The 26,499-nt window shown below is 68.3% G+C and carries 27 protein-coding genes; 7 read left to right on the plus strand and 20 right to left on the minus strand.

What is annotated here, in order from left to right; genetic code table 11:
• Window positions 1-73: 73 nt before the first annotated feature.
• Window positions 74-313: a DUF305 domain-containing protein gene (locus ACYQ1K_RS14095; protein WP_372456056.1), complete on the minus strand. Its 240-nt coding sequence runs from the start codon at window positions 311-313 to the stop codon at window positions 74-76.
• 283 nt (window positions 314-596) lie between these two features.
• Window positions 597-1,079: a MarR family winged helix-turn-helix transcriptional regulator gene (locus ACYQ1K_RS14100; protein ID WP_129478242.1), complete on the minus strand. Its 483-nt coding sequence runs from the start codon at window positions 1,077-1,079 to the stop codon at window positions 597-599.
• Window positions 1,080-1,263: 184 nt separating this feature from the next.
• On the opposite strand from ACYQ1K_RS14100, the gene ACYQ1K_RS14105 reads away from it, so the two are divergent.
• Window positions 1,264-1,866: a TetR/AcrR family transcriptional regulator gene (locus ACYQ1K_RS14105; protein WP_129478245.1), complete on the plus strand. Its 603-nt coding sequence runs from the start codon at window positions 1,264-1,266 to the stop codon at window positions 1,864-1,866.
• 38 nt (window positions 1,867-1,904) lie between these two features.
• The gene (locus tag ACYQ1K_RS14110) at window positions 1,905-4,244 is read left to right on the plus strand and encodes an MMPL family transporter (RefSeq protein ID WP_129478247.1); all 2,340 of its coding nucleotides are present in this window, start codon (window positions 1,905-1,907) and stop codon (window positions 4,242-4,244) included.
• A 131-nt stretch (window positions 4,245-4,375) separates the two neighbouring features.
• Here ACYQ1K_RS14110 and ACYQ1K_RS14115 read toward each other — a convergent pair whose 3' ends face one another.
• Window positions 4,376-4,879 carry a GbsR/MarR family transcriptional regulator gene (locus ACYQ1K_RS14115; protein ID WP_129478249.1) on the minus strand — a complete coding sequence of 168 codons (504 nt, stop codon included), beginning with the start codon at window positions 4,877-4,879 and terminating at the stop codon, window positions 4,376-4,378.
• Between the two features lie 936 nt (window positions 4,880-5,815).
• Here ACYQ1K_RS14115 and ACYQ1K_RS14120 point away from each other — a divergent pair.
• Window positions 5,816-6,445 carry a TetR/AcrR family transcriptional regulator gene (locus ACYQ1K_RS14120; RefSeq protein WP_207083445.1) on the plus strand — a complete coding sequence of 210 codons (630 nt, stop codon included), beginning with the start codon at window positions 5,816-5,818 and terminating at the stop codon, window positions 6,443-6,445.
• Between the two features lie 723 nt (window positions 6,446-7,168).
• Here ACYQ1K_RS14120 and ACYQ1K_RS14125 read toward each other — a convergent pair.
• Window positions 7,169-7,663, minus strand: a complete 495-nt coding sequence (locus ACYQ1K_RS14125; protein WP_129478253.1) for a peroxiredoxin — start codon at window positions 7,661-7,663, stop codon at window positions 7,169-7,171.
• 52 nt (window positions 7,664-7,715) lie between these two features.
• Window positions 7,716-8,141 carry a DoxX family protein gene (locus ACYQ1K_RS14130; protein ID WP_207083444.1) on the minus strand — a complete coding sequence of 142 codons (426 nt, stop codon included), beginning with the start codon at window positions 8,139-8,141 and terminating at the stop codon, window positions 7,716-7,718.
• A 208-nt stretch (window positions 8,142-8,349) separates the two neighbouring features.
• On the opposite strand from ACYQ1K_RS14130, the gene ACYQ1K_RS14135 reads away from it, so the two are divergent.
• A complete protein-coding gene (locus ACYQ1K_RS14135) occupies window positions 8,350-8,721 on the plus strand; it encodes a winged helix-turn-helix transcriptional regulator (RefSeq protein ID WP_207083443.1) in 372 nt (123 codons plus the stop codon).
• A gap of 152 nt (window positions 8,722-8,873) precedes the next feature.
• Here the strand turns inward: ACYQ1K_RS14135 and ACYQ1K_RS14140 are convergent, their stop codons facing one another.
• On the minus strand, window positions 8,874-9,353 hold the full coding sequence (locus ACYQ1K_RS14140; RefSeq protein WP_224276416.1) for a PaaI family thioesterase: 480 nt from the start codon (window positions 9,351-9,353) through the stop codon (window positions 8,874-8,876).
• A gap of 5 nt (window positions 9,354-9,358) precedes the next feature.
• Window positions 9,359-9,985, minus strand: coding sequence for a TetR/AcrR family transcriptional regulator (locus tag ACYQ1K_RS14145; RefSeq protein WP_207083442.1), 627 nt, complete (start codon window positions 9,983-9,985; stop codon window positions 9,359-9,361).
• 197 nt (window positions 9,986-10,182) lie between these two features.
• Between ACYQ1K_RS14145 and ACYQ1K_RS14150 the strand changes: the two genes are divergently transcribed.
• Window positions 10,183-10,401: a hypothetical protein gene (locus ACYQ1K_RS14150; protein WP_224275792.1), complete on the plus strand. Its 219-nt coding sequence runs from the start codon at window positions 10,183-10,185 to the stop codon at window positions 10,399-10,401.
• Between the two features lie 924 nt (window positions 10,402-11,325).
• Here ACYQ1K_RS14150 and ACYQ1K_RS14155 read toward each other — a convergent pair.
• The 9 genes from ACYQ1K_RS14155 to ACYQ1K_RS14195 form a co-directional block, all read right to left on the minus strand.
• Window positions 11,326-12,873, minus strand: coding sequence for an ATP-binding protein (locus tag ACYQ1K_RS14155; RefSeq protein ID WP_459983676.1), 1,548 nt, complete (start codon window positions 12,871-12,873; stop codon window positions 11,326-11,328).
• Window positions 12,873-14,378 (minus strand): SCO6880 family protein, encoded by a 1,506-nt coding sequence (locus ACYQ1K_RS14160; RefSeq protein ID WP_459983678.1) that lies wholly within the window; start codon window positions 14,376-14,378, stop codon window positions 12,873-12,875. The genes ACYQ1K_RS14155 and ACYQ1K_RS14160 overlap by 1 nt, the downstream gene beginning before the upstream one ends.
• 74 nt (window positions 14,379-14,452) lie before the next feature.
• Complete coding sequence (locus tag ACYQ1K_RS14165) at window positions 14,453-16,417, minus strand: type IV secretion system protein (RefSeq protein ID WP_459983680.1); 1,965 nt, start codon at window positions 16,415-16,417, stop codon at window positions 14,453-14,455.
• On the minus strand, window positions 16,414-17,187 hold the full coding sequence (locus ACYQ1K_RS14170) for a hypothetical protein (RefSeq protein WP_459983682.1): 774 nt from the start codon (window positions 17,185-17,187) through the stop codon (window positions 16,414-16,416). The genes ACYQ1K_RS14165 and ACYQ1K_RS14170 overlap by 4 nt, the downstream gene beginning before the upstream one ends.
• On the minus strand, window positions 17,187-18,065 hold the full coding sequence (locus tag ACYQ1K_RS14175) for a hypothetical protein (RefSeq protein ID WP_459983684.1): 879 nt from the start codon (window positions 18,063-18,065) through the stop codon (window positions 17,187-17,189). The genes ACYQ1K_RS14170 and ACYQ1K_RS14175 overlap by 1 nt, the downstream gene beginning before the upstream one ends.
• Window positions 18,065-18,358 carry a hypothetical protein gene (locus ACYQ1K_RS14180; RefSeq protein ID WP_011755687.1) on the minus strand — a complete coding sequence of 98 codons (294 nt, stop codon included), beginning with the start codon at window positions 18,356-18,358 and terminating at the stop codon, window positions 18,065-18,067. Before ACYQ1K_RS14180 ends, ACYQ1K_RS14175 begins: the two co-directional genes overlap by 1 nt.
• A 39-nt stretch (window positions 18,359-18,397) precedes the next feature.
• The gene (locus tag ACYQ1K_RS14185) at window positions 18,398-19,258 is read right to left on the minus strand and encodes a hypothetical protein (protein WP_459983686.1); all 861 of its coding nucleotides are present in this window, start codon (window positions 19,256-19,258) and stop codon (window positions 18,398-18,400) included.
• A complete protein-coding gene (locus ACYQ1K_RS14190) occupies window positions 19,255-19,476 on the minus strand; it encodes a hypothetical protein (protein ID WP_151578547.1) in 222 nt (73 codons plus the stop codon). The genes ACYQ1K_RS14185 and ACYQ1K_RS14190 overlap by 4 nt, the downstream gene beginning before the upstream one ends.
• A 61-nt stretch (window positions 19,477-19,537) precedes the next feature.
• The gene (locus ACYQ1K_RS14195) at window positions 19,538-20,491 is read right to left on the minus strand and encodes a hypothetical protein (RefSeq protein ID WP_459983687.1); all 954 of its coding nucleotides are present in this window, start codon (window positions 20,489-20,491) and stop codon (window positions 19,538-19,540) included.
• Between the two features lie 529 nt (window positions 20,492-21,020).
• Here ACYQ1K_RS14195 and ACYQ1K_RS14200 point away from each other — a divergent pair.
• Both ACYQ1K_RS14200 and ACYQ1K_RS14205 read left to right on the plus strand, forming a co-directional pair.
• Window positions 21,021-21,896, plus strand: coding sequence for a hypothetical protein (locus ACYQ1K_RS14200; RefSeq protein ID WP_459983688.1), 876 nt, complete (start codon window positions 21,021-21,023; stop codon window positions 21,894-21,896).
• Window positions 21,889-22,344, plus strand: coding sequence for a hypothetical protein (locus ACYQ1K_RS14205; RefSeq protein ID WP_459983690.1), 456 nt, complete (start codon window positions 21,889-21,891; stop codon window positions 22,342-22,344). Before ACYQ1K_RS14200 ends, ACYQ1K_RS14205 begins: the two co-directional genes overlap by 8 nt.
• A gap of 68 nt (window positions 22,345-22,412) precedes the next feature.
• On the opposite strand, the gene ACYQ1K_RS14210 is transcribed toward ACYQ1K_RS14205, so the two are convergent.
• From ACYQ1K_RS14210 to ACYQ1K_RS14225, 4 genes are read right to left on the minus strand one after another with little or no spacing between them, the layout of a single operon-like run.
• Entirely contained in the window at window positions 22,413-23,744 is a 1,332-nt protein-coding gene (locus tag ACYQ1K_RS14210; RefSeq protein WP_459983692.1) for a 5-methylcytosine restriction system specificity protein McrC, read from the minus strand.
• Window positions 23,729-24,910 (minus strand): AAA family ATPase, encoded by a 1,182-nt coding sequence (locus ACYQ1K_RS14215; RefSeq protein WP_459983694.1) that lies wholly within the window; start codon window positions 24,908-24,910, stop codon window positions 23,729-23,731. The genes ACYQ1K_RS14210 and ACYQ1K_RS14215 overlap by 16 nt, the downstream gene beginning before the upstream one ends.
• Before the next feature lie 8 nt (window positions 24,911-24,918).
• Window positions 24,919-25,473, minus strand: coding sequence for a hypothetical protein (locus ACYQ1K_RS14220; protein ID WP_459983696.1), 555 nt, complete (start codon window positions 25,471-25,473; stop codon window positions 24,919-24,921).
• 3 nt (window positions 25,474-25,476) lie between these two features.
• Window positions 25,477-26,499, minus strand: a complete 1,023-nt coding sequence (locus tag ACYQ1K_RS14225) for a DNA adenine methylase (RefSeq protein WP_459983697.1) — start codon at window positions 26,497-26,499, stop codon at window positions 25,477-25,479.

The raw sequence follows: 26,499 nt of genomic DNA on the forward strand, positions 1-26,499 counted from the left end.
ACAGTAAGCCGATCGGGTCCCAGCACGCCTGCCGGGACCCGAGCACGGTCCGTGTGAGCCTCAGTTGTGGCGATCAGGACGCGAGGAGTTCCTTCATCGTCTCGATCTCGAAGGCCTGCGTCTTCTCGATGGTCTGGGCCAGGTCGACGGCGCCGGGGTTCTCGCCGTCTGCCTGCTCGGTCTGGGCCATCTCGATTGCGCCCTCGTGATGCTCGATCATCATCGACAGGAACATCTCGTCGAACGCCGACCCGGACGCAGACGCCAACTCCTCCATCTTGTCGGACGACATCATGCCCGGCATGTCTTCCATGCTGCCCGCCCGCCGTGGTCCATGCCACCCATGTCACCGCTGCCGGTGTCGGGGACGTCCTCAACGCCTCAGCCACGAGCTCATCTTCTCGGTCTCGGGCTCTTGGACGGCACTGATGTCCGCGGCGAGGTCCTTCACCCCTTGGCTCTCGGCGTCGGGCCGGAAACTACCGATTCGCTCGGTGTGGTGAGGGATTCGCCCTCGCTTCCGATCTCAGGATACCCGTCCAGTACCGAGTAGCACGGGCCCAATGTGGACCGTAGGTGGTACCGGGTCGAATCACTCAGGCGAGCTCGGAGACAAGATCAATGATGTGACGCAGCAGCGGGACCGCGATCGACTGCTCCTCGGCGGTGAGGGATGTCCAGGCCACCGCCAACCGGTCGGCAACCAGGCCGCGCTTGGCGGCCAGGAGTTGCTCCCCGCGCTCGGTGAGCGTGAGTACGCGTCGGCGTCGATCGTCCACGGCTGGGATACGGCACAGCAGGCCGGCCGCTTCCAGCCCGGCGGCCTGTTGGGTCACCGTGGGTTGGCTCAGCAGCGTGTATGCCGAGATGGCGGCGATGCCCTCGCGACCACAAGCCTGCACGGCGTCCAGCAGTACCAGCTGTGGCACGGTGACGTCCTCGAAAAGCGGCTGCAGTCGGCCCCTGGTCCGCCGAGCGACTGCGAGCAGGGCCAGCACCGCATCGGCGAACTGTTCCCCGTCAGTCGTCGTCTGGTTCCGTGTACGGTCAACGCCGACCGCTTCGCCATCAGCACCCATACGCGCTCCCCTAGGTCGATGCCGCCGACTGACAGGACCGGCCGTCCAAGGCGGATCAGCAGTCGCGTGTGCCGTCACGCTACCGGCCGCCGCCGGCGGCTACCGCTCAGCAAGGCGTCAGGCGACTGTCTGCGTGCTCACTGGGCAATGTTGCTCATTGGGCAGGCCCGGTCATACTGAGGGCATGGATCGTGGGTTGCGGGACCTCAAGCGGGAGGCGACGGCGCAGGCGCTGGCCGAGGCGGCCTTCGAGCTGACCCGTGAGCGCGGGTTGTTCGGGTTTGTCACTGCGGACGTCGTGGAGCGGGCGGGCTACTCCCGGCGCACCTTCGCGAACCACTTCTCCTGCAAGGAGGAGGCAGTCGCCGCGGTCGCGTTCGGGGGTGTCGACGACGCCAGCGCGATCCTCGCCGACCTGCCGGAAGACCTGCCACTGCTCGATGCCCTGTTGTCCGTGATGAGGGATCAGTTCACCGCGGACACCTTGGTGAGGATGCGCGAGCTGATGGCCATGGCACGGCAGTACCCGACGCTCGAGCCGTACGTCCTCAGCGTTCAGCAGCGCATGCGCCACACCGCCCAGGAGCTCTTGGGATCCGCAGCCGGGGACCGCTATCCCGCCATCTACGTGCCGCTGCTGTTCGGCGCCGTCTATGGCGCCGTGATGGCCGCCTTGGAGGGAACTCTCGACGTGCACCTGGACGGCGAGAACGACGCCACCCCCGCATCGATGGACTACGCCTCGTTCCTCGATCTCACCTTCGACTACCTGCGCCACGGCCTCTAGCCACCGCCGCCCCGCCCCCTCAAGGAGACCCAGAACCCATGTCCACATTCTTGTACCGACTCGGACGAACCGCATTCGGCCGGCCGTGGCTGTTCATTGCCGGTTGGGTGGCGGTCCTCGCCGCGGTCGTCGGTGCCGTGGCCATCAACGGGGTGAACGTCAGCTCCGAGATGAAGATCGAGGGCACCGAGGCTCAGACCGTGCTCGACCGCGTGGCCGATGAGCTTCCCGCGGCGTCGGGAGGCCAGGCCAGCGTCGTCTTCACTGTGCCAGGCGGTGAGCGCCTCGACACTCCGGAGCGTCTTGCGGTGATCAGCGGCACCGTCAGCGACGTCTATGCCCTTGAGAAGGTCGTCAATCCCCTGGACGCCGCTCTGGGTGCCGGGGAGCAGGGCGGACCGGGCACTCCTCAGGAAGGTGCTCCGGCCGATCCCTCAGCCGGGACGGAGCAGGGGCAGGCGCCTCCCTACCAGCCGCTGGTGGTGGACGGGGCCGCGGTGCCCGGCGTGCTGGTGTCCTCGGACGGGCAGGTCGCACTGTTCCAGTTCCAGTTCACAGTCGCCTCGACCTCATTGACCGATGACGACGTCACCTCGGTGGTCGAGGTGGTGGAGCGTGCCGAGCAGGGAACCGGGATCACCGTGCTCCCGAGCGACTCGCTCAAGGCCATCGAAATCCCGGTCGGTATTGGTGAGGTGATCGGTCTCGCCGTCGCCGCTCTCGTGCTGGTGCTCACCCTGGGTTCGCTGATCGCGGCCGGTCTGCCCCTGATCACCGCCCTGGTCGGCGTCGGCATCGGCGTGGGTGGCGCGTACGCGCTCTCCACGGCCGTCGAGATGAACTCCGCCACCCCCGTCCTCGGTCTCATGGTCGGCCTCGCCGTCGGCATCGACTATGCGCTGTTCGTCGTCAACCGGCAGCGACGGTTGATTCTCGATCGGGGACTCAGCGCGCAGGAGGCAGCGGGCAGAGCGGTCGGCACCGCGGGCAGTGCTGTGTTCTTCGCCGGCCTGACCGTCCTTATCGCGCTGACCGCTTTGACCGTGATCGGCATCGCCATGCTGTCCACGATGGCACTGGTCGCGGCGTCCACGGTCGCCTTGGCCGTGCTCATCGCACTGACCCTGCTGCCCGCCCTGCTGGGGCTGGTCGGGGAGCGGATCTGCTCCGACAAGGCCCGATCCCGGCGCCGCGCCAAGGTGGAGGCGGAGTCCCACAGCGTCGCCGACCACTGGGTCAAGGGCGTGATCAGGTTACGGTGGCCCGTCATCGCAGGAGTGGTCGCGATCCTGGGCGTGATGGCGATCCCCGCTGCCAGCATGAACCTGGGCATCCCCACCGGCGAGACCGCGAACCAGGACACCGCCGCCCGGCAGAGCCACGAGGCCGTCTCCCAAGGCTTCGGTGAGGGATTCAACGGCCCCCTCCTGGTCACCGCAGAGCCCACCGGCACCGCAGACCGCGTCACACCCGAGCTGACCGACAAGCTCCTCGCCGAGTTCCAGGACCGAGACGACATCGTGCTGGCCGCGCCGGTCGGCGTCAACGAGGCCGGCGACCTCGCCGTGTTCAGCATCATCCCCACCTCCGGCCCCAGCGACGAGGCGACCAGCGACCTCGTGAAGTCGCTGCGCGAGCCCGACAACGACATCGCCCAGGACAACCAGGTGCAGTTAGGCGTCACCGGGTTCACCGCCATCGGCATCGACATGTCCGACAAGCTCGCCGACGTCCTACCGCTCTACCTCGGCATCATCATCGTGCTGTCCGTCCTGATCCTGACGCTGGTCTTCCGCTCGATCGTCGTCCCACTCAAGGCCACCGCCGGCTTCCTGCTCAGCATCCTGGCCACCTTCGGCGCCACCACCGCCGTCTTCCAGTGGGGCTGGCTCAGCAGCCTCTTCGGGTTCGACACCGGCGGCCCGCTGATGAGCTTCATGCCGATCATCGTGACCGGCATCCTCTACGGCCTCGCCATGGACTACGAGGTCTTCCTGGTCTCCTCCATGCGCGAGGCACACATCCACGGCCAGCCAGCCCGCCAGAGCGTCGTGCATGGGTTCGACCAGGCCAGCCGCGTCGTCGTGGCAGCCGCGATCATCATGGTCGCGGTCTTCTCCGGCTTCATCTTCAGCCACGACATCATGATCAAGCAGATCGGCTTCGCCCTCGCCGCCGGCATCCTCATCGACGCCTTCATCGTCCGGCTGACCCTCGTCCCCGCGCTGATGGCCTTCTTCGACGAGCGAGCATGGTGGCTACCCCGCTGGCTCGACCGCCTACTGCCCGACCTCGACATCGAGGGCGACAAGCTCCTGACCATGCTCAACCAGCAGGCCGAGGCCACCGACCGACAAAGCATCGAGGTCAGCAACTGAGGGACCGAAGCGTCGAGAGACGAACGCCGGGGCACGTCCTGGAGGCCTCACCACACCGATCCGGACCGCAGCCAGGGCCCGAACGCAATCGACCACCAATCCCTGACGGCGCCTCGATCACCGAGGATCGCTCATCCAGGATGTCGGCGGTACTCGGCCCAGCGCTCGAGCATGCCCTCCGTCTCGCCGCGCAGGAACGCGATGAACTCTGTCGCCTCGGCCAATCGGTGGCCGCCGCCGTTCGCGCCGAGCTCGACGGCGGCGGACTCCACCACGGACTCCCACTGCTTGAGAACCGGGATCCAGGCGGCCACGATCATGCCGCACACGTCGCCCTCACAGACCCGGTAGAACTCGGCCCTCCTCCCGGGTTCGCGCTCCTTGACCACCATCCGTGTCGCGGTGAGATGCCGCACGGCCCCCGAGATTGCGGCCGGACTGACCCGGACCCCGTCCGCGAGCGCGGCGGCGGAGTAGCGGTCAGCGTCGTCGGCGAGCATGTAGGCCAACACCCTGGCGGACATCCGTGGGATCCCGGCTTCGTTCAGGATCAGGGCAATACGCTCGACCACGCGAAGCAGCCCCTCGCTCTCGTCCTGCCAGCGGCTCGGCAGCATCTGCTCAGCATCGCTCATCGAGCCAGGCCCATCCGGGTATGCCCGTTGGGATAGCAGCCCTCAGAGATCCCCCTGCGAACGCAGATCCTGGAGGCGTCCGGGCTGTGGGGGTCTGTTTCAAGGTCGGTGCCAGCCCCGGCGCCTCCAGGTCCGAGACCGGCCGGAAGGGGCGGGCCCGTCGTTGAGGTGCGCTGGATCGCGTTCGCGGAGGTACTCCTCAAGGTCGCCCAGCCCGCGGGCGATGTCTCGACGCAGCCTGCGTTCGGCGAAGAACCGTAGGCGGGGCGCAGGATGGTCGCGAACCCACTCGGTGTACATGAACTGCCCCATGCACCAGCATGCACCGAACGCGACGCTGCCAGCCACCAGCGTCCACCACACGACTGCCAAGACATCCCACAGGGCGTTCCCCAGCTGTTGCCATGCCGGCCCGTACGGATTCCCGTATCTCACCTCACCCACCTCCAGCCGTGGCGGCCGAACCCGGGGGATCGCGATCACCCGTAGGTAGCGGTCGGCGCCAGCCTACGCCGAAATACATAGGAGGAAAAGGGTAGAAGTAGAGGGTCCAGCCGCCCACGGCGCCACGCCTGTCCCTGCAGTGGGCGTGCAGTGGGCTACCGATGGCGTTCATCGCCCGGCGTTGCCGCGTCTGGCTGAGCGAGTTCGGCAGACCACCAAGAATCGGCGCACTCAGCATTGTCGCCTCCGCTTTGAGTCGTCGTTGCCCGGATGTCGTGTTGACCACGTATGCAGCCTCGTTGCCCTTCGAGCACCATCGTCCGACACTGTCAGGATGGCGGCACCGGCCTCGACGAGGTGACGCGGTCGCTGACCAGTGACGGACAGGCTGAATTTCATGAGGACTGCCACGCCCCGGCGTGTCGCGTCCGCTCTCCTGAGCCGCCAGCCCTTCGTCGACGGCCTTTGGACGGAAAACTAGGCGGGTGGGGTATGGAGCAACCTTCTGATGGAACGGCGGCCGTGAGCCCGGTCAGAGCACGACCAGGGCGCCGGCCGGGGCACAGTTCTACACGCGAGGAGATAGCTCAGGCAGCCCGCGAGCAGTTCGCCGCTGGAGGCTACGACCGCGTCACCCTGAGGGCGGTCGCAGCACAGGCGGGCGTGGATGCCGCCCTCGTGGCGTACTTCTTCGGCTCGAAACGAGAGCTGTTCGACGAAGTCGTCAACTCTTCTTCGGATTCGTCCGCGCTCATGGCTCGGCTCCTGGACGGGGACCCGAGGCTCGTGGGCGAGCGCTTGGCAAGACTGGTGATCGAGGCACTCGATGAGACGGGCCGGCGAGAGCGCATCCTCGGAACCCTCCGCACCGCGGCGGTCGAAGCCGACACCGCTCGCATGATTGGCGAGAAGTTCACCACTGATCTGCTGGAACCGGTCGTGTCCCATCTCGGGGTCGGGCAGGCACCATTGCGCGCCGCGCTCGTGATGTCGCAGATCCTTGGCCTCGCCTTGGCTCGCCACGTCGTCGGCCTCGAGGATCTGACCTCTGCAAGCCAGGACGAGCTGGTGGCCGCGCTTGCTCCCACGTTGCAGCGCTACTTGGTCGGCGACATCTCCTGACTGGCGTCCGGCTGTCCCCAAACATCGCCCACTTGCGATCTGCGTCTGGTGGCACTGCTGAGCCGCTACACCTGGAGGAGTAGCGCTTATCCCGGCGCCGCTCCGGCTCTGGCCACGCGAGAGACGCTGATGAGCCGGCTGTCGGTGGACACCTCGCTGTGGCTGGCCGGCGTTTTCATGTTCATCACCGGCGCCGGCATAGGGATGGTGATGCAGGTCCTCGTGCTGGCGACCCAGAATGCGGTGCCCCATGCCGACCTCGGCGTCGCCACCTCCGGCGCCACCTTCTTCCGCTCCCTGGGCGGCGCGATGGGAGTCGCCGTCTTCGGTGCACTGCTCACCCACCGGCTCCGCGACACCATCCCCGCCCAGCTGAAGGCGGCCGGGGTGAGCGCCGACCAGATGCCCGCCGGGTCCGCCCCCCCAGGGCAGCCCCGAGCAGATCGCCGCGCTACCCGAGCCCATCCATCTCGCGGTCACCAGCGGGTTCGCCGAGGCGCTGAAGACCACGTTCCTCGCCGCCGTACCGTTCGCGATCCTCGGGTTCGTCATCCTGCTGTTCCTGCGGGAGACCCCGTTGCGACAGACCCGGGGACACACCTCGGGCGAGGACCTCGCCGCCGCGTTCGAGACCTCCGTCGACCCCGACGCACATCTCACCGACGACGAAGACACCCCACGGCCCGAGAACCCCCCGCCCCCGGGGAGGCCACCCCGCCGTCGCTAGGCAGGCCCGGTCCCCCCGGCGTCCGCGCCCCCGTCGGCTGCGAGGATGCGCAACGCCTCGTCGGCATGGGCCTCCATCCGCAGCTCACTACGAATCACTCCCCGCACGCGCTGGTCGGAGCCGATCACGAAGGTGCTCCGCCGCGGCGGCAACCCGAGAAGATTCCGCTGCGCACCGTAGGCAACAGCCACGGCCCCCTCGGCGTCGGAGAGCAACCGGTACCCCAGGTCATGCTCGGCGTCGAACTGACGCTGACGAGCCACGGAGTCGCGGCTGACCCCCACCCTGGTCGCACCGGCCGCCGCGAACTCCGCAGCCAAGTCACGGAAATGGCAGCTCTCCGCGGTACAGCCCCGACTCATCGCCAACGGGTAGAAGAACAGCACCACCGGCCCGGCCACGAGCAGCCGACTCAACCGGACCGGAGTCTCATGCTGGTCGGGCAGCTTGAAGTCCGGAGCAAGGTCACCGACACCTATCGGTCCGCTCATCGACGACCCCATCCGGTACCGGCCAGTCGGTTCGGATCGCCGGACACGCCGCTCAGCCCAGGTCGAACAGCGGGTCGGTCAGGGTGAGCCCCAGATCAGGGCCGGCCCAGCCGTACAGGACCAACACCATCAGCGCCGCCCCGGCCAGCGCCAGGTCTTTGAGGAACTGGGTCTGCTCCATCATCCGCTGCTGAGGATCCTCGACGCCCCACGGGCCGTGCATGACCACCGCCGTCGGAACCAGGAAGACCACCAGGAACAGCGCGCCCAGGTCGCCCCATACGCCCAGCAGGACCATCAGTGCGCCGGCCACGATCAGCAGCCCCGTCCCGAAGACCGCTGTCGGGGCGAGCGCCTGAGGAACCCCGCGCGAGGCCGTGTACTGGGCCATCATCTTGGTCTGGGTCAGGTGCCCGAATCCCGACATCAAGAACAACGCGGCGAACAGGATGCGCCCCACCAACACGAGTACGTCCACGGTCAGCCACCAGACCTTCCACGTCGAGGTGCGGAGCAGAACTGTGGGCCGTCCGCTCCATGGCCATCCTAGCCACAAAACTTACGTATGGTAAGTACTCTTCGTAAGTGGTGTTGAAAGTGGGTGTGCCCTGCGACGACGTGACCCCGCCGCGCGTGGTGTCCGGCCAAAGGTTCCTCGCGACGAACCGAAACGTCATGATGGACCAGTGACGCAGCAGAGCAGCACTCCCGGACAATGGCCGCCTGGCCACTGCCTCGGCCTGCAGCAAGCGCTGGAACTCATCGGCGGCAGATGGACGGGCAGCATCCTGCTCGCAGTGCTCTCCGGAGCCCGGCGGTTCAGCGACATCCGCGTCGCCGTGCCTGGCGTATCGGATCGGCTGCTGTGCGACCGCCTGCGCCGGCTCGAGGCCGAGGGACTCCTTGAGCGTCACACCGCCACGGATCCGGGCCTGGTCGGGTATTCCCCGACCGCGGCAGCGCAGGCGCTCGTGCCCGCGCTACGCGCGTTGTCAGACTGGACCACGCATTGGAGGGGCGGGACCGGGCGCGAATCCGACACCGGGCCCGGCCGTTGAATCCGAGCGCCGTCCTGAGCTGTTCGTGCTGCTCAGGTTGTACCAACCGCTGCCGAGACTCTGAGGCAACCGCCACCAGGATCGGCACCCACGGGACTGCAGACCTTCGGAACACGAGGCGTCGGGAAGTACGGCGCCCGACGATGGGCCCGTCATCGCGGCATGCCCTGGTTGAAGTGGGTCACGTCCACCGAAAGGAAGAGGGCCGTGGCGGAGGCGACACGCGACCCTCCGAGCTGCTTCATGTCGGCTTCCATGAAGAGCTTGCGCCCTTCTGTCCGGACGACCCTGGCCGCGAGATCGTAGGTGGTGCCGAGGATGACCGGTGAGTCGTAGAGCACCTCGAGCTTCCGGGTCACCGCAGGACCGCCCGTGAGGTAGAGCAGGAACCCGAAGAGGTCGTCGAAAACGGTTGCTACGGCACCGCCGTGGGCGATCCCGGGGGCGCCCACGTGACGTTCGTCGAAGACGTGGGTCGCGTGCACCTCCTCGCCTCGACGACGGGCGGTGAGGTGGTGGCCGTGTGGGTTGTCGGGGCCACAGGCGAGGCAGTGGGTGTGGTGCGGCGGAAGCTGAGCACCATCAGCGTGCGGCCGGAACTTCTCGTTCCAGCTGGCGAGGAGCTCCTCCATGCTGCTCACAGCGGCTCACTCCGCCGCTGGTCGCGACTGCCAGGTGTCGCGAGACCGTCGAGGACCAGCTCGCTGACCGCGGCAGAGAAGCGCGCTGCGTCGGCGGATGGGTCGGCGGACGGCCCCTCCACGGCCGCGCTGAGGCCAGCGAGGGTGATGGCACCGAAGACGCTCAAGGCCACGGCGCCCGGATCGGCGACCTGGCGCAGCGACCCGTCGGAGACACCCTCAGCCAATAGTTGCTCGATCGGTTCGTAGAAGGCAGTCCGCAGTGCCGCCGCCAACTCGGGCAGCCGGGTCGCGCGTCCGAGGTCGCCGACCAGTGCCCGACACAAGGACGGGTGCTCGAGCATCACGCCCAGCTGCGCTTGCACAGCCGCCTCCAGTCGGGTCCGCGCGTTCTCCTCGCTCGCCACCGCAACACCGACCGCCCCGGCGATCATGTCCAACAGGTCGCCGAGGAGAAACTCCAGCACCGCGTTCTTGCCGTCGAGGTGGTAATAAATCGTGGCCTTGGGGATGCCCGTGGCCTCAGCGATGTCTTCGATCTTGGTGCCGTCCAGACCGCGCTCCGCGATCAGCTCCGCCGCCCCGTAGAGCTGACTGGCCAACTTCGCTGGAAGCTTCCTCATCCCACACGTCTCCGTTCACTTGCCGCCCAGCTCGGGAGGTCACGGCTCTCGACCTACGCGACATCGTAGTTGTACTTCCAGTACAAACCATGAGTTCAGGAGATGACGTGGTCAACCGAGCGACCTCGGGTGGGCGGCACGCCCGTCGCCCCCACCCACCTGTCCGTACTCGACGTCGATCACACCGAGGGCCGCTGATGAAGGAGCGACCGCGAAGGAGATGTTCGGGGAGCGACCAGCCACTGACCGATAGCCCGTTCGACGCCGAGGTGATCGCCGATCCCTATCCCCTCTACCGAGAGCTGCGCGCCAACGCCCCGGCCCACTGGTCGCGCAAGGCCAACTCGTGGGTCCTCCGCCGGTACGACGACGTCTCCGCCGCGCTCGCCGACCCGGCGACGTACTCCTGGCAATAATGCATTTGACCCCGGATGACCTCCTCGCATTCAACACACACGAGCCGAGCCAAGGTCATCCTCAAGGGACGATGCCCCCTTGCCTGCGGGCGACTGATGCTGGTTCAAGGCATAGCGATCCACCAGGACACATGTGCCTCGCCGGGACTCGGCGGAGGTGGTCAGAACGTGCAGCGACGAACCAGCCAGCATCCAGGGTTGTGCCGAGGTTGAGCAGGCGATCGGATCATCGTTCTCGCAGAGCGCGTTCCTCCTGCGCTTGCCCGCGTCCACCTCGGGGAGGTTGCCGACGAGCACTCGGTCGAGCTTGTCGATCTGGCGCGCACTGTGATAGCCACCGCCGTCGGGTGCGCCATCACCAAGGTTGCCCCAAAGACAGGCGCCCGACGTCGTGGAGATCCTCGACCAGGTATGTGGCGATCTGCTGTCGTAGGCACAACCGTACGGTGCGGATTGGCATTCCAATGTGAGACACATCCTTCTCGATGCCCCACGAGAACGTCCCGCCCACCTCCTCCTCGTTTGCTCCTGGTCAGCGCGGAGTCGCTGATTCAGTACAACCGGGACCTGCGGATGGTATTCGGGGCGACCACCTACCGGGCCCATGCCCAGATGCTCGCCGCAGGCGACCAGATCGAGTAACTCGGACACATGGGTCACCCCCATGCCGGGCCTTCTCGCCATTGTGGCGGCACCCCTGGTCCCGTTGGCCGAACCGCCACTGGTGAAGCCGCGGGACGGCGCGCTCGTCGCTGCTCAAGGGTCCCGGATGACCCGTCCGGTGAGGTTCTCGGTGACGGCTCCCCATCCGGCACGTGACACGCGATCCCATCGCGGCTTCTCTGAACCTGAGTGTCCGCACAGGCTCAAGGACGTTGCGTATGCTCAGGTTCGTCGCAGAACCGTCAAAATTCGCGCGAACTTCTAAAGAGCGGACTCGATGGCCTCGTTGGTGTAGTAGAGCTTCTTCTCCAGCGGGTGGAGCACCGTCTGGACCTTGTAGGTGGCGTCGCCGATGCACCACAGGGCGCGGCCCTTGTCCTGCATGGCCCACCCGGAGACGAGGTCCTGGGCGATCGGGCCGAGACCGAGCATGGAGTCGAGCTCGCGGGCGACACGGGGCTTCTGGGCGCCGAGGATCTTGATGTCGGCCAGCTCGAGGAGGTCCTTGGCGATCATCGCGGCCTGGGAGTCGGCGTCGCCGACCGAGAGCAGGTCGGAGGGCTTGTGGAGGTTGCAGAACTGGATGTCGCCGCCCTTGCCGGCCATGCCGCGTGAGAGCCGCAGGTCGGCGTCGAAGCTCGCCACCGCGGCGGTTCCGAGGCGCATCTGCTTCCAGACCTCGTCGCGCACGACGATGCGCAGGTCGCCGGGCTCGGCGATCTCCCGCAGACCGCGCCCCCAAGAGTTCATGCACAGCAGCGCGATGCCCACGGCCTCATCGCCCAGGCCGTCGAGCCGGGAGAGGCTGAACGACTGGATCGGGGCCCGCCAGTCGACCTCGATGTTGGTGAAGTCGTCGAAGAGGCCGGCGAGGGTGCCGGTGACCAGCTCGCCGAGCGCGTTGCGCAGCAGGCGGGTCTCGTCGAGGAAGACGCGGGTGTTCGCGTACTCGCAGGCCCGGACGAGCTCCTCGGTGGGGTTGCGCAGCAGGTCCCACAGCCGCGGGATGGTGGTCTCGGCCAGGACGCTGTTGCCGGCGGCGTAGCCGGTGAGGATCGCCAGCGCGTTGCGCACGACGTCGGACTCGTCGGGGCCGAATGGCACCCGGCGCTCGTCGTCGATCTTCATGCTGCCGACCAGGCCGCGGACCAGGACCAGCCACCGCTTGAAGATGATCGTGGCCCGGCGCTGGGCTTCCTCGGCCGAGAGCTTCTCCCAGCCGTCGCCGAGCGGGCCCTTGTCCAGCGGGTTGACCCGGGCACTGAAGCCGGGGGCGATGACGAAGGGCTCGACGCCGAGAGCGTGGCACAGCGACTCGTACTCGTCCTTGACGTCTCCGGTGACCAGGGTGCGGTAGCCGAACGGCATCATCCGGGTGCAGAACGCCTTGGTGGTGCCGGACTTGCCGCTTCCCGGCTTGGCGAACTGGAAGATGTTGGGGTTGGTGGCGGGCACGTCGTCGCGCAGCACCCACCCGAACGGGTCGCAGTAGAAGCTGCCGCCGGAGAGCTGGTCGACGCCCATCTGCGCGCCGGTCGGGGGTAGGGCAGGCGCGGAGACGAAGGGCCAGAACACCGGGGCCTGGTCGCTGGTCATCCGCCAGGCCATTGCCGGGGCGGTGGAGGCGGCCCAGCCTCGGCCGCGGCGGGTGGCACCGCGGCGCGGCGCGTAGCGGAAGAGCCGGGGCTCCTTGGCCTGCGGGGCGAGCGTGGGGATCGTGGGCAGGTCGTGCCCGAAGTCGGAGAGCAAAGCCGCCATGTCCCGGCCTCGATCGGCGCCGCGGCGGTTCCGCCGGGGGTTGGTGGTCATCAGGCGTCTCCGCTTCGGGTCAGGCTCGTGCCGAGGGGGATGGTGGACGCGGCGAACCCGACGTCCTGGGCGAGGTCGAGGCGCAGCGGTGCGAACCCGGCACGCCGGACCGAGGCGTCCAGGCGGCGACCGAACTCGGTGATCCGCATCGTCTTGGGGACGGTGACCGTGCACACGCCGTAGGGCCGGGTCAGCGAGTTGCCGCGGGCCAGCTTGGCGTCGAGCCCGCGGGCCTTGTGGGCCTCGTCGCGCTGCTTGGCGCGGGTCTTGCGGCCGAGCTTCTCGTTCATCCCCTCGGCCAGGTCGGCGGCCCACTCGGCGTTGCCGGACTGCCGGTCGGCCTTGGACTGGGACACGATCGGGTAGGCGACGACGAACGAGCGCCGCTCTCCGAACTCGCTGGGGGTCAGGATCGGCGCCAGGGCACCCATGGCGACGCCGCGGGTGGGGAGCTTGATGGTGGCGCTGACCGAGTTCCAGGCGTCGTGGCTGTAGTGCCGCACCGTGGCGTCGGCACCGGACGGGCCGGCCATCGCCCACGGGACGTCGGCGTTGACGCTCGGGTCCTTCTCCCGCAGCGAGAGGGCCTCGACGATGCCGGCGCGGTCGCCGGGGGCGAACCCGGTCCGGCAGGCCAGCGCGAGCTCGGGGCTGGTGAGCCAGCGGACCTGAGTCATCCCCATCGGGCCGCGCAGCTGGGCCTCGATCTCGGCCATGAGCAGGTAGAGCTCGCGGCAGCGGCCCTCGAAGCCACCCCCGGACTCCTTGGCCGACCGCGCGATCCGGGTCTCCGGGACGACGATCGTCACGAACTGCTCGGTGCGCACCGATGCCTGGGTGAGGCCGTGGGCCAGGTCGCTGTTGACGACCTCCGACAGCTCCGGTGCGTTGGAGCGGCGGTGGCGGTTGACCCACAGGTCACGCTCGGCGCCGTCCTCGGGGACGGTGCGAACCATGAAGAGAATCTCGTCGACCTTCTCGGTGCGGCCGGCGACGTCGAGCAGCCCGGCGAGCGCCTCGCCGTAGCGGGCGCGCTCCTCGGTGTCCTTCATGCCGATGCCGGGGTGCACGATCGAGGCCGTGACCGCCCAGGTCTTCAAGGCGTGGTCCTCGATGATCGCTACGCGCTGCAGTTGCGATCCGTGCGGCGGGCCGTCGTGGATCTGCACGCCCTGGAGGACGCCGGGCAGGTCGGGGGTGTCGAGGTCCTCGGCGCGGCCCTGGGTGGCCTTGTTGCGGAACGAGGTCCAGCCGAAAAGGCCGCCGACGGCGTACATCGTCGAGGCGAACACCCAGCCGGTGGCCGAGCGGCCGCGGACCGGGATCACGGTGATGGCCAGCAGGAACACCCAGACCAGGGCCAACAGGAACGCGGAGAACCACGCTCCGCGGCTGATCGCCCAGAACGCCGGCAGGCTGGCCAGCGCCAGGAACATCAGCTGGCCTCCGGAGAGGCCGAAGAACCAGCCGATGCGGTCGCGCTGGTAGTCGGCGTAGGTGGTCATCGTCGGCTTCCCTTCTGGTCAGCGAGGTCGGTGCGTGCTGATCGGTGCTCGAGGTGGGGCTGTCGGCGCATCGGTTACACCGCCACCGGTGGGATGCCGCCAGCCGCCGCGCCGGCGCCGCCAGCACCGCCGGCGGCTCCCCCGCCTCCAGCGGCCGGGGTCTTGGGAACTGCACCCGCTCCCCCGCCGCCCTGGCCGCCAGAACCGCCACCCGAGCCACCACCGGGTCCGCCGCCAGTGGGCAGCATCGGCGGGGTGGGCGGCACAGGAGGCGAGGGCGGGGTCGGCATCGACGAGTCGTCGTCCCCGCTGTTCTGCGAGCCGGGGTGGGTGCCGCCCTGGCCGCCCGACTGGTCGCCGGACTGCCGTCCCCCCATGCCGCTGAAGTCGGGGCCGTAGGTGCTCTGGCCGACACCGGCCTGGTTGGTCTCGTCCGACATCAGAGAGGTCGCCTTCGCGCCGGCGGAGTTGATCCAGCCCATGCCGGTCGACAGCGCCTGGCCGACCGGGCCGAAGCTGCCCAGGGCGCCCTGGGTCGACTTGCTGAACCGGTCGCCAGTCGATGCCTCGGCGCTCTGCTCGCCCGAGGAGCGGCCGTTGGCGTCGGTGGTCGACGCAGCCGACGAGCCACCGCCGGCGCCACCGCCGCCGAGCAGTCCCTGGAGGCCGCCCTGGATGGCCATGCCCTGGCGGAACGACGCGCCGCTGGGGGTGCCGGGGTCGACGAAGGCCAGGAGCTTGAACAGGGACAGCGGTGCGACGACGCTGATCAGGATCGTCATCACGGCCGGCAGCGCGGTGCCGAACGCCTTGGCGGTGTCTTCGGCCAGGTGGGCGGCGACTCCGTTGGCGAACTGCACACCGATGCCCAGCACCATCACCATCAGCACCGGGGTGAACGCCGCGGCGTGGAACCAGCGCAGCGACTTCCAGAACCAGGAGCGAGTGAAGTCCGAGACCAAGCCGGCGGCCGCGAGCGGCCCCGTGGCGGTGAGCACCAGCAGGGATGCCGCGCGGGCCAGGTAGACCAGGACGTGCCCGATGGCGGCCAGCCACAAGAAGATCCCGAGGAAGGCCAGCGCGGTGGCCACGCCGGCGTCGGTGATGTCGTCGATACCGAGGCCGCTGAGCGGGTCCCAGTCGGGCCAGGTCTGCACCTTGAGCAGCGACTTCATCAGCGCCTTGGTTAGCGCCCCGCAGGCCGCGATGATCATGACGCAGTACCCGAACCAGCAGGCGCAGACCAAGACGAACTGGCCGGCGCCGATGAAGGCCCGGGCGAGGCTCTTGCCCTCGCGCTTGAAGGCCGCGGCGCCGAGCTGGATCATCGCCAAGATGACGACCAGGGACAGCGCCAGCCACAGGGTGAAGGCGTAGACGTCCTTGCCCGGGCCGTCAGCACTCAGGTCCGGGGTCAAGAACAGCTCACTGAACGTGAGCACGATGCGCAGCACGAACAGGCCGGAGTTCCAGATCGCGAGCATGGCCGCGGTCCAGGCGTCCGCCGCGGCCTTGGCGATGACGTCGCCGATCGCCTCGAACGGGTTGGGGATGTCGCCCAGACCGGGGATGCCGCCACCGAAGAGGTCACCGACGTTCGGCAGCCCGGGGATTCCGGGCAGCCCAGGGAGGCCCGGGAGGCCGGGCAGCCCGCCGATGTTGCCGCAGATCGCGTCGAGGATCCCGCATCCGTCGGGGAGCAGGTCGCCGGCACCGTCCTTCACATCGCCGGCGACGTCTTTCCCACAGTCGATCGGGTCCTTGGCGCAGTCGACGGCGTCGCCGCCGAGGTCGCACAGGGCGTCGGGCCCCGGGCAGCCCATCTTGACGTTGCGGGTCGGTAGCGTGCCGGTGCCGGTGCTGGCGACCGGGGCGAGGTGCGCCACGCGGACGGCCGGCTCGTTGGCCGCTGCGGCGGGAGGCTGGAGGGTCGTGGCAGCTCCGAGGAGCGTGGTGAGTACCAGGAGCGCCAGGGCGGCGGTGCCGAGTCGGCTCGTCCGGCGCGCAGCGGTGACGACGGTGTTGATGACGGTGCTCACTGGGGAGCTCCGTTGATCCGGATCCAGCCGGCCTTGTCGAACTCGGGGGTGCCGGGCGCCACCGCCTGCGGCTGGCCCTCGGAGACCAGGTGCTCGATGTCCTCTTCGCTGCCCTGAACCAGTCGCCAGTCACCCTCGAGCCACCGCATCAGCTGAGTGCCGGCGTAGAGGCTGTCCTTGACCTGACCGTCGGCGGTGGTGAGGGTGACATAGCTGAGCAGGTTGACCGCGTAGTAGCCGGTGTCGAGCTCCTCGAGGGTGTAGGCGACCGGGGTGACGGCGTACGACGCGGGTGCGGGCACGTCGCCCTCCTTCGCGACGCCGGCCTGCTGGCGGCGCAGCGCGACCGCGGCACGGGAGCGCTCCTCGAAGACGGCCGTGTCCTCGGGGTTGGCGTAGAGGCGGGCGACGGTGACGGCCTGGTCGTAGTCGAACCCGAGCTGTGCCTTGGCCAGCTCGACCTGTAGCGCCACGGCGCCCAGGTCGGTGGCCGGGAATCCGGTCGGGTAGCCGTCGACCTGGTCGTCGCCGGTCGGGATCACGACGCCGTCGGCCGGGGCGGTGTCTGGTGCGACCTGCTCGACCGATGCGTTCTCGACCGTCTGGCTCGAGTTGTCCCCGCTGGCGGTGCTGGGGCCTCCGGAGTCGTCGGCCCGGGTGCGAGCACCGAGCCAGACGACGGTGGCCACCATGCAGGCGATCGCCACCAGGATGCCGATGCGCACCAGGGTGGCCCGCGAGTCGTCGTTGCCGGTCGTCAGGTTCTTCATCAGTGGTCCCCTTCGATGTGGTCAGGGTCGGTGGTGTCGTCGGTCGACCAGGTACGCCAGCCGGCCTCGTGGGCCAGCTGCGTGCCGGGCCAGGTCGCGGGGGCGGGTGCGGGCGGGGCGCCGGGGGCGACCATCCAGCGGCCTCCGACCCACTGCATGCGCTCGCAGTGGGCGAAGGCGATCTGGCCTTCCTGCTTGTAGGAGGCGGTGACCTTCATCAGCACGCAGACGGTGGTCCAGTCGGGCCCGTCGGTGCCCTTCACGAGCCCGGCGGCCGGCTCGAGGGAGACCGAGGAGCTGGGGTCCTTGACCTCGCCCATCCCGGTGCTGGAGAGGAACGCCCGGACGCTGGCGGTGATCCACCACTCCTCGGCGCGGACCCCGCCGGGCAGGGCCCAGGCGTTGTAGACCTCTGCGGCCGTGGTCAGGCTCATCAACTGCAGCACCGCGAGGTCGATCTGGGCGAGCTGCCCGATCGCGCCCTCGGGGGTGTGCGGGAACCCGGTCATCACGAACGCAGGTCCGTTCACGCCGGTTCCGGCCGGGACCTTGATGACGGGCGCCGCGGTGCTGGTGGTCTCGGCCGGGAAGGCGGCACTCTCCGGAACGGCCAGCATCGGCTCGGCCGCGATCTCATCGCGGTGCGCGGCACCCTGGGCCACCGTCGAGCGGTCGGTCTCGCCGGTGGCGACGTCGGTGTTGGCGCTGGCTTCCTCACCGATCCCGGCAACGGCCAGGTAGACCGCGTAGCCGAGGCCGCCGAGCAGGAGCGCAGCCACGACGACGGCGGCGACCAGGATTCCGAGCAGGCGGCGCCGGCCCCACTCCGTGGCGCCCCCTGATTCCTGGGCGGCCTTCTTCGTGGCTGCGCGCCGCATCAGATGCAGCCCTTGCCGAGGATCCCGTTGAGCATGCCGGGCAGGACCAGGTAGGCGATCGCGCAGGCGAACACGACCACCACCGAGATCACGCCGACCTTGGAGGCGTGCGGCAGAGAGAACACGCGGCCGGCGATGATCGCGCCGATGGCGATCACGATGCCGAGGCCGAACAGGACGATGACGCCCCACAGCACGTAGCTGGTGATCTCGTTGGTGGGTCCGACGGCACCCGGCGGCGCCTTCGGGCAGACCTGGGCGGCCATCGGGAGGAGAGCGGTCATGACGTCCATGGATGGACTTCCTTTCTGGGTTTGCTGACCCGGTGCGGGTCAGGCGCTTTCGCTGGTGTCGGTGGGCAGGTGGGCGGCCTCGAGCAGCTGACGTGCTGCCGAGATGAGGGGGGCCGGGACGGGCCGGGAGTCCAGGCCGTTGACCGCGAGCTCGCGGTCCTCGGGGATCTCCACGCACCGGTCTGCGACCAGGGCGCGACGCACGGCGGGGCCGCCGGCGTGCTCGAGGCCCCGGGGCCACTTCTTGCGGCGCGGCCCTCGCACGGCGAGGGCGATCTGCTCGGGCTGCCAGTGGTTGGCCAGCAGCTCGAGCGCGACCGAGGCACGGCGCATCCCGGGGACGGTGGCTGTGGTGACCAGGACGACCTGGTCGGCGGTGCGGACGGCCTCGGCGAGCCAGCAGTCAGTGGCCAGCAGTTGGCCGGCCTCCCAGCCGACGTCGAGGATCGTCAGCTGGGTTTGGTTCTCGGCGTCGATCGGCAGCGGGACCTCATCGACGCCGGCCAGGATCTCGCTGGCCCGCTCGAGCAGGACGTGGTCGCGCTTGCCCTGACGCCAGTCGGTCGGGTGAAGGCCGAGCTCGGCGGTGCTGGCTGCGGCGAGACCGGAGGCAGTGACCGAGCAGCACTCGATCACCCGGACCGGTCCGGCGGCGGCCAGGCCGGCTGCCAGGGCGACGGTGCTGGCTCCCACCGACCCGGCGCATCCGATCACGGCGATGGTGTGCTCGCCGTCGGCTGGTGACCAGTCGTCTGCGGCGGCGGTGCCGCGGCCTCGGGGTCCCTTGCCGGCGCCGGCGCCGGCGCGGAACTCGCCGGCGTTCACGGCGTCCCAGGCCCGCTTAAGCTCGTCGACGCCGACCGGGCGGCTTGAGGCCGGTGCCGTGACTTGGGTGCTCACTGGGCCTCCCCGATGCCGCCGCGGCGGAACTCGAGCGCGGCGCGGACCTCGGCCGGGGTCAGGCTGGCCAGCTGGGCCTTGGCGGCCTGGACCTCGTGCAGCTGGGCGACGCAGCCGGTGAGCTGCTCGATCGCCTCGGTCTCACGACCGGCGATCGCGAACAGCTCGGCGATCTTCTCCGGCGTCCGGCTCTCGCCGTCGTCCTGGGTGTTTGTCATGGGCTTCACCACCTCCAGTCGCCTATGTGTCGTGGGGCGGTGGGAGCGATCACGGTTGGCCTCATTCGTCATGGCCGAACTTCCTGGGGGCGGCGGCGGCGAGGGCGCGCATGCTGCGCGAGCCGTGGCGACGGACGGTTGCCTCGGACACCCCGACGCGGGGCGCGACCCTGCTGGACACCTCGTTGCTGAGCAGGCCGCCGTAGCCGCGGGCGAGGTTGCGGGTCTCGACCCGGTCGGCCTCGTCGACCAGGCACAGCAGCAGGTAGCGGTCGGCCCGACTGATCACCTGGTTCTCACACGCCCACGCCAGCAGCTCCAGCAGCTCCTCGGTGGCCGACGGCTCCTCCTGCTCCGGGCCGGCATCGGCGAGGATCTCAGGACGGTGGAACAGCGCACCGGCAGCCCGCTCGGTCGGCATTGCCGCCTGGTAGTCAGCTCCACCGTCAGGACGGGTCAGGTCGCCGGACGAGAAGGACTCCACGAGGGTGGTGTTCGCCCAGGTGCGGTCGGCCCGGGAGACGTAGAAGAAGTCACCGACCTCGCGGAGGACGCCGACGCGGGTGTTGATGAGGATGTTCGCGGCGACCTTGCGCAGCCGGCGCCACTTGAACGTCCGGACCTCGATCCACAGCTGGGAAGCCACGAGCTCGTCGATCCGCTCGACGGCCGACCAGGAACCGGCCGCGACGGGTTGGCTGTCGCGGAAGACCTCGCGGGGCGGGAGGGTGCTCAGCCAGCCTGCGAGCCGGCACGCGCCGGGCAGGAGGCACTTGGCGAGCGCGGCCGCAGCGGCGATGTCGTCACCGCCGTCGGGGGCTGCCAGCATGGCCAGCGCCAGGAGGACCTCGTCAGAGGCGGCTCTGTCCACCGAGGGCAGCCAAGCCCGGAGGTCGTCGAACTCCTCGACGACTCCAAGCCGTGGATCTGCGTCCACCCAGGCCGGCCACTTCTCGCGGGCCTGGTCGAGCAGTTCGCTGTTGTCGTCGAGGCCGAGCTGGTCGCCCACACTCATCGCACTCGCTCCTTTCGTCCGTGGCTGTGCACGGCAGAAAGGTCGCGATCGGGCGTCCCTGCATCTGTCCCCCCAAACCCCCGAAATGGAGGGGGGACGCACAGGGGGGACGCGCGTTTCCGCAGGTCAGAGGGCGTCCCCCCGAAAGTTTGAAGAAGTTTCCGGCTGACCCTTGGACGGGCGGCTTCTCGGCTTGTCGACCTGCAGCGAGAAAGGACTGAGGCGCCCGGCGTCAGCGGGTGGACGTGCACCCAAAGGCGCGGAAGGGCACGGTCCAATCACCTCGCCGGAACCGTGACCGACGGCGTCCTGTCCCGTGTACCGTCATCATCCGAGTCGGCACCGACGTCGATAGCCGTCGGACGTTCCTCCGGCGTGGTGAGGCCCGCCAAGTGCTCCGGAGGAGGTACCGACAATGGCCGTCAAGCCACTCCCTGTCGTCATCCTCGCTGGCAGCGCTCTCGCCGGGGGCGGCGGCGCGGTCGCAGGCGCAGTGGGTGGAGTACAGATCGGGCGAGCGCAACTCCAGATGCGCCACAACGCGGCGCGCTACGAACGCCGCTACGACTCACACGGCGAGCAGGTGATGCACACGAACGAGGCGCTGCGGGCCTTCGGACAGAAGCAAGAGAACGCACAGTGTGAGGTCATCTTCCGGATGCGCGACTTCCTGGAGCGACACGAGAAGCAGGTTCGAGCTCACGCGCATCTCATCATCGCGGGGGTAGACGGATCCACACCCCGGATCGTCGGAGCGGCCAGACTCGACCGCGACGTCGCGGGCTGGGTCGGCGGTGTGACCGGTTCCATCGCGGTCGGCGCGGCAACGCCAGCAGCGCTACGCAAAGCGGTCACCAGCCAGATGAAGGCCAGTACCGGGACGGCAATCTCATCCCTCCACGGGGCCGCCAAGGAGAGCGCCACCCGTGCTGCTCTGGGCGGCGGCAGCCTGGAGGCGGGTGGCGGCGGCATGTCGCTCGGCGGAACCGTGCTGAGGGCCGCGCCGGTCGGCACCGGACTGCTCATCGCAGGTCTCGCTGTGAAGAACCGAGGAACCAAGGCACGCACCGAAGCAGAGGCGTACCGGACAGAGGTTGATGTCGCCATCGCCCGACTCGACATCCGCGACCAACTCCTGCGCGGCGTGCAAGACCGGGCGCACGAACTCGACGAGATCCTCGTGGCCTTGTCCTCGCGCGCGACGTGCGCGCTCGACCGCCTCGAGGCCGAGTCGTTCGACATCGAGGTTCATGCCGAACAGCTCCAAGCCGCGCTGATCCTCGTCATGTCGGTGCGCGAAGTCGCCACCGCGCCAATCGCTGATGACGTCGGCAACCTCGACGACAGTACCGAACCCCTCATCCTGAAGTACCGCGATGCACCCACGGAGGACGCGAATGTCTGATCAAAGCAACACCGCCAAGAGCTCTAACCTGCCCGCCAAGGCGACCGAGTTGGTGGCTGGCGCGGCAAGCAAGGTCAGCGGGGCTGATGCGCTCAACGCCTTCAACCAGGTCGTGACGGTGGTTCGTGAGGCGATCCAGGTCCACGAGACCGAGAGCACCAAGCGGGAGAAGCTGAAGACCTATCGGGAGACCGAGGTCGCGCGCCTGAAGTTGTTCGAGACGATCGTTCAGGACTATTTCGACCGGGAGTACCCGGAACGCCGCGAGACCAGTCGGCAGCTGTTCGAGAGCCTCAACCTCGCGATCCAGTCCGGCGATGTCACCGCCATGCAGACCATCGTCGGCGGCATCGTCGAGGTCGCGAGAACCTCGCCGCTCGCGGGCCTCGGCAACATTGCTGAACTGCGACGCGCAATGGACGACCCCGACACGATCTTCGAGCTCTAGCGAGCGAGCAACCCCGGGCAACCCCCAGGATTGGGCTCAGCCCGGTTGACGGGCCACCGGTGGGACGCTCACTGTGAGCCACCGGCAGCGACTGGGGCATTCGCGGCAGTCTCTGCGAAGAGCTCAGCATCTAGCCAGGTGCACACCTTGTCGATCAGCAGCCGTGGCCCCTCAGGCAGCGTTAGCGACATGAGGTTGAGCGGCAGCGCCGTGAGCTCAATATCGCTTCCGCCGAGAGCAGAGGCGACCCGCCAGCTTGTCGGCTCGCGGTCTACGGCCACCGGGTAGGTGAGGGAGATCCTCTGGCAACCAAGGACGTGGCCGGCGGTCAGCACCTGGTAGGTGTCAGACGATTTCGGACGCGTCCCAAGGCGCTTGTACTTGGAGTCCGTCACAGCGACCGTGACGCCACTGGGATCACGGAAGACCACGTCTGGTGTGGTCTCGAGCTTCGAACCTTCGCCGGCGATGACCTCGCCGAACTTGATCGCACCCTTGCTGACCCGTTCACCGCGTCGCGCGGCAGCGCGACGGCAGAGCCAGTAGATGTAGTTTTCGTAGATCACGTCGGAGTTCCACAGGAAGCCTGACAGTGCGTGATCCCCGCTTGCGTGGTGGACGCCTGCTCCCTCGAGGAGAAGTAGGCCCACGATTCGTGCCGCTTCGAGGCCTTGGTGCTGGATGCCGAGGGAGATCCGTTGCGCGTCCAAGAGGTGCGGAGGCTGCCGGCCGACGTGGGATAGACCAGCAGCGATCTCGCGGACGGCGCGGGCGCGCCCAGGAGCCTTCACCGTGGCGGCGAGACACTCGGCGGACCAGCGCAGTAGTCGCGCAAGAGATGTGTCATCAGTCAGCAGATCGGCGACGTACGGGAGTTCCCACGGGCGGGCCACCCACTCCCCCAGCCGAGAAGGGTCCAGACTCCCGCGCAGGGTGTTTCCGGATGCCTGCTCTGTGAGGTAGCCGCGCGGAAGTCCGCGGGCAGCACCCTTGGCGTATGACGCCAGCAACATCTCGGCGAGCAAGTCCGGCATGGAGAGGGATGCCAGGTCGTGGGCGGTCGTGAGGTTCTCATCGACGTGGCCTCCCTCGACGACCGAGAGAATCCGCCACAGCACGGTTTGCCACCCGCTGTCGCCAGCACTTAGAAACTTCGGCGCGATCTCAAGGTCGGTGTGGCCAATCCGAACGACGCCGGTCACGGCTTCGGCCCGCAACTTGACTCGCCCGTCGCCGAGGTCCTCAACCTTGATGGGGTCACCCGAGAGTCCCAGGGCGCGCTTCCAGCGCTTGTTGGCCTCGATCAGGGCCAGGTGGTCGATGTCTGCGGCGTCAATGACGACGGGCGCGCCGTACTCCTGCAGCTCGATCCGCGGCAGAGCCGCTACCGCGTCAGCCACCTGAACGACCTCTTGATGACATCGATGTCGAGCTCGCTCACCCGGGCTGGCGCGAGAGTGCGGGCCTCCACGGTGCCGCCCAGGGCGGTGCGGAGGGTCCAGGCGTAGCCGCCCGCGGAAGGCGGAGTGTCGACGTGCAGCAGGTCCATCAACTGCTCAGGGCGCCCCGAGTACCTGTCCTCGAGCTGCGGGAAGAGGACGTCATCCCAGGTCTTGGCGAGGCTGTGCCAGGCCTCCTTCTCGTCGACCGGCTGATCTGCGCCTGAGGCGTCCTTCTTGGTGGCCTGCACGGGGACAAGAAGGCCGTGGCCGAGCTCGAACTCCGGGCCAAGGTCGGAAGCGATGGCGACGTTGAGACGATCGAGAAGGAGGTAGCCGGTCTCGAACGGGGTGAGGGTCTCCCAGTTCTCGTCGGTAGGCGTCGGGATCGCGGTCTTGTCGAGGCCCCAGTGATTGGCCAGCACTTCGAGGCTGGGGCGCATCTCGATTCGGTCGAACCGGCGTGCAAGGGCGCTGTCGATCGGGACTGCCGCGCGGTCGACGCTGTTCATGGTCGACACGATGTAGACGTGCTTGGGGAAGGTGAAGCCCTTGGGGATCGTCGTCACCTTGCCGTTGGGGCGGCGGATCTCTTCGCTCTGGTCGTCCTCGTACGTCAACTGGCGCAGCGGGAGCGGCAGCGGCACGGTGCCGCCGTCGCGGTAGTCGAAGTCGAGGAAGGTCATGAACTCGCCGAAGATGCGTGCTGCATTGCCGCGGTTGACCTCATCGATGAAGATCACGACCGACTTGTACTTCGAGTCGGGGTCGTTGAGCTCGAGGGCAGCGTCGAGGAAGACGCCCGCCCAGGGCTGCAGACGCGTCCCGTCAGCCGTGATCTCGGGCCGAAGGCCCATGACGAAGTCCTCGTAGCCGTAGGACTGGTGGAACGTCGTCCACACAACCTTGATCGGCTGCGGAATCTTGATCTCCTGATCGGGCCTCGTGAACGGAGTGTCCATGTCCGTGGGATCGAGCTGGATACCCTTCGTGGCCTCTGGCGGAGTCTCAAGCGCCTTGAAGAGCTCCGAGATCAGGCGGGTCTTGCCTGTAGCCGGCGGGCCGTAGAGCAGAGCGTTCCGGCCAGCGCTCCACGACGTCAGGATGTCGTCGATCTTGTCAGCCACGCCGTCCCTCATTCATTGATTACGCCGCCAACAACCTTGCCCTGCGGGTAGAGCTTGAACATGGGGCTGTTGATGGTCACGCTCGCCGGACGCGGGCCCTTGGTGAAGCCCGCGAAGTACTCGCCATCGAAGGTCTTTGCGATGTAGATGCGCAAGCCGCCCTGCGGGAAGTACGGGAGCGCTGCCTCCTTGTTGGCGACGTCGTCCGGCGCGGTCGGGAAGCCGCGCGCGGCCATCCAGGCAGGGTGACGGGCTGACGAAGTCTGCTGGCGATTCTGCCGGGCGATGCGCATTCGCGCGCCCTTCTTGCGGTGGAACTCGATCGGACCAGAGAGACCAGGATGGCCAACCACACCGGCCTCAATGGTGATGACTGGCAACGCCTCGACGTTGGCACCGGTCGCGTCGAGGAAGTCGAGGGTCTCCGGAACCATCGACGCAGGGACCTCGATGTAGAGCGAGCCGCCGCCGCCCTGGATCTGCGGGTAGCGCTCGATGTTGTAGAACTCGCCCGGCTGGACGTTCCGCCACCAGATGCGGTCGATATTCAGTTTCTGCGACATGGGTTAGAAGGCCTCTACGTGGTACAGGCGCTCGAGCACCGATCCATCTTTGACTCGGTCGTTGCTGCGATAGCGGACGTGGGGTTGCTCATGCAGTGTGACGGTTCCGAAGTCGCTCAGGATGGAGAACAGCTCATCTTCCTGCACCTGGCCGTCCTCGCTGTACGAGATGAACACGTGCTTGGCCTCGAGCCGCTTCAACGTCTCGCGGAAGGCCTGCCCGGCACTGCGGCGGTAACAGAAGTCGGAGGCCTGCTCCATCCACGGCCGCAGGCCACCGTCCCCGGCCGCGACAGGCTCGTCCTCGCGCGCCAGGGTCTCCAGGACGTGATAGTTCCCGGCGTACTGACGCTTGGTGTACGGCGGATCGAGATAGACAGCGTCCGTCTTCAGGACCGAAGCCAGGTCCTCCACCGGTCCATGCAGGACGGTGTGGTCGCCGGGGGTCGACTCGAACTCGAGGGGATCGAAGGCCAGCGGGCGGAGCGCCGGACCGGAGAGCGTGCGGCGGAAGTATCCGTAGGTGCCGCTGATGTTGGCGACCTTGTTCGTGGCCAAGATCAGATGGTGAAGGAGCACGCTGTGCTCGACCTCATCAACCTGACCCGCACCTGCGAGCTCGAGGATGCCCTTGCGGATGCCGTCAATGTGCGCGGCGTTGTCAGCTGAAAAGTAGAGCCGCGGCGCCCTGCCGTTCGCCGGCTGGCCCGCCTCGCCGAACTCCTTGAAGAAGTAGCCCTTGACCGGCGCGGCCGAGCTCATCCAGTCCAGGGCCTCGCCGTATCCACCGAGTGCCTTGAAGGCCGGGGCCTGCTTGGCCAGCAGGCGAGTCTTGGCGTGGACGACAGGAAAGGTCAGGGCGTCTGCAGCCGTAACGGAGTAGCCGGCGCGAGCGAGGGCCATGGAGACCGATGCGGTGCCGCACATCGGGTCAGCGATCGATGAACCTGCGGGGAGGACGCGGCTGATCTCGCCCACGATCCACTCGGTCAGGCGCGTCTTGTTACCGAGGTAGCGGTACGACAT

Source organism: Nocardioides sp. AN3, from assembly GCF_054653495.1.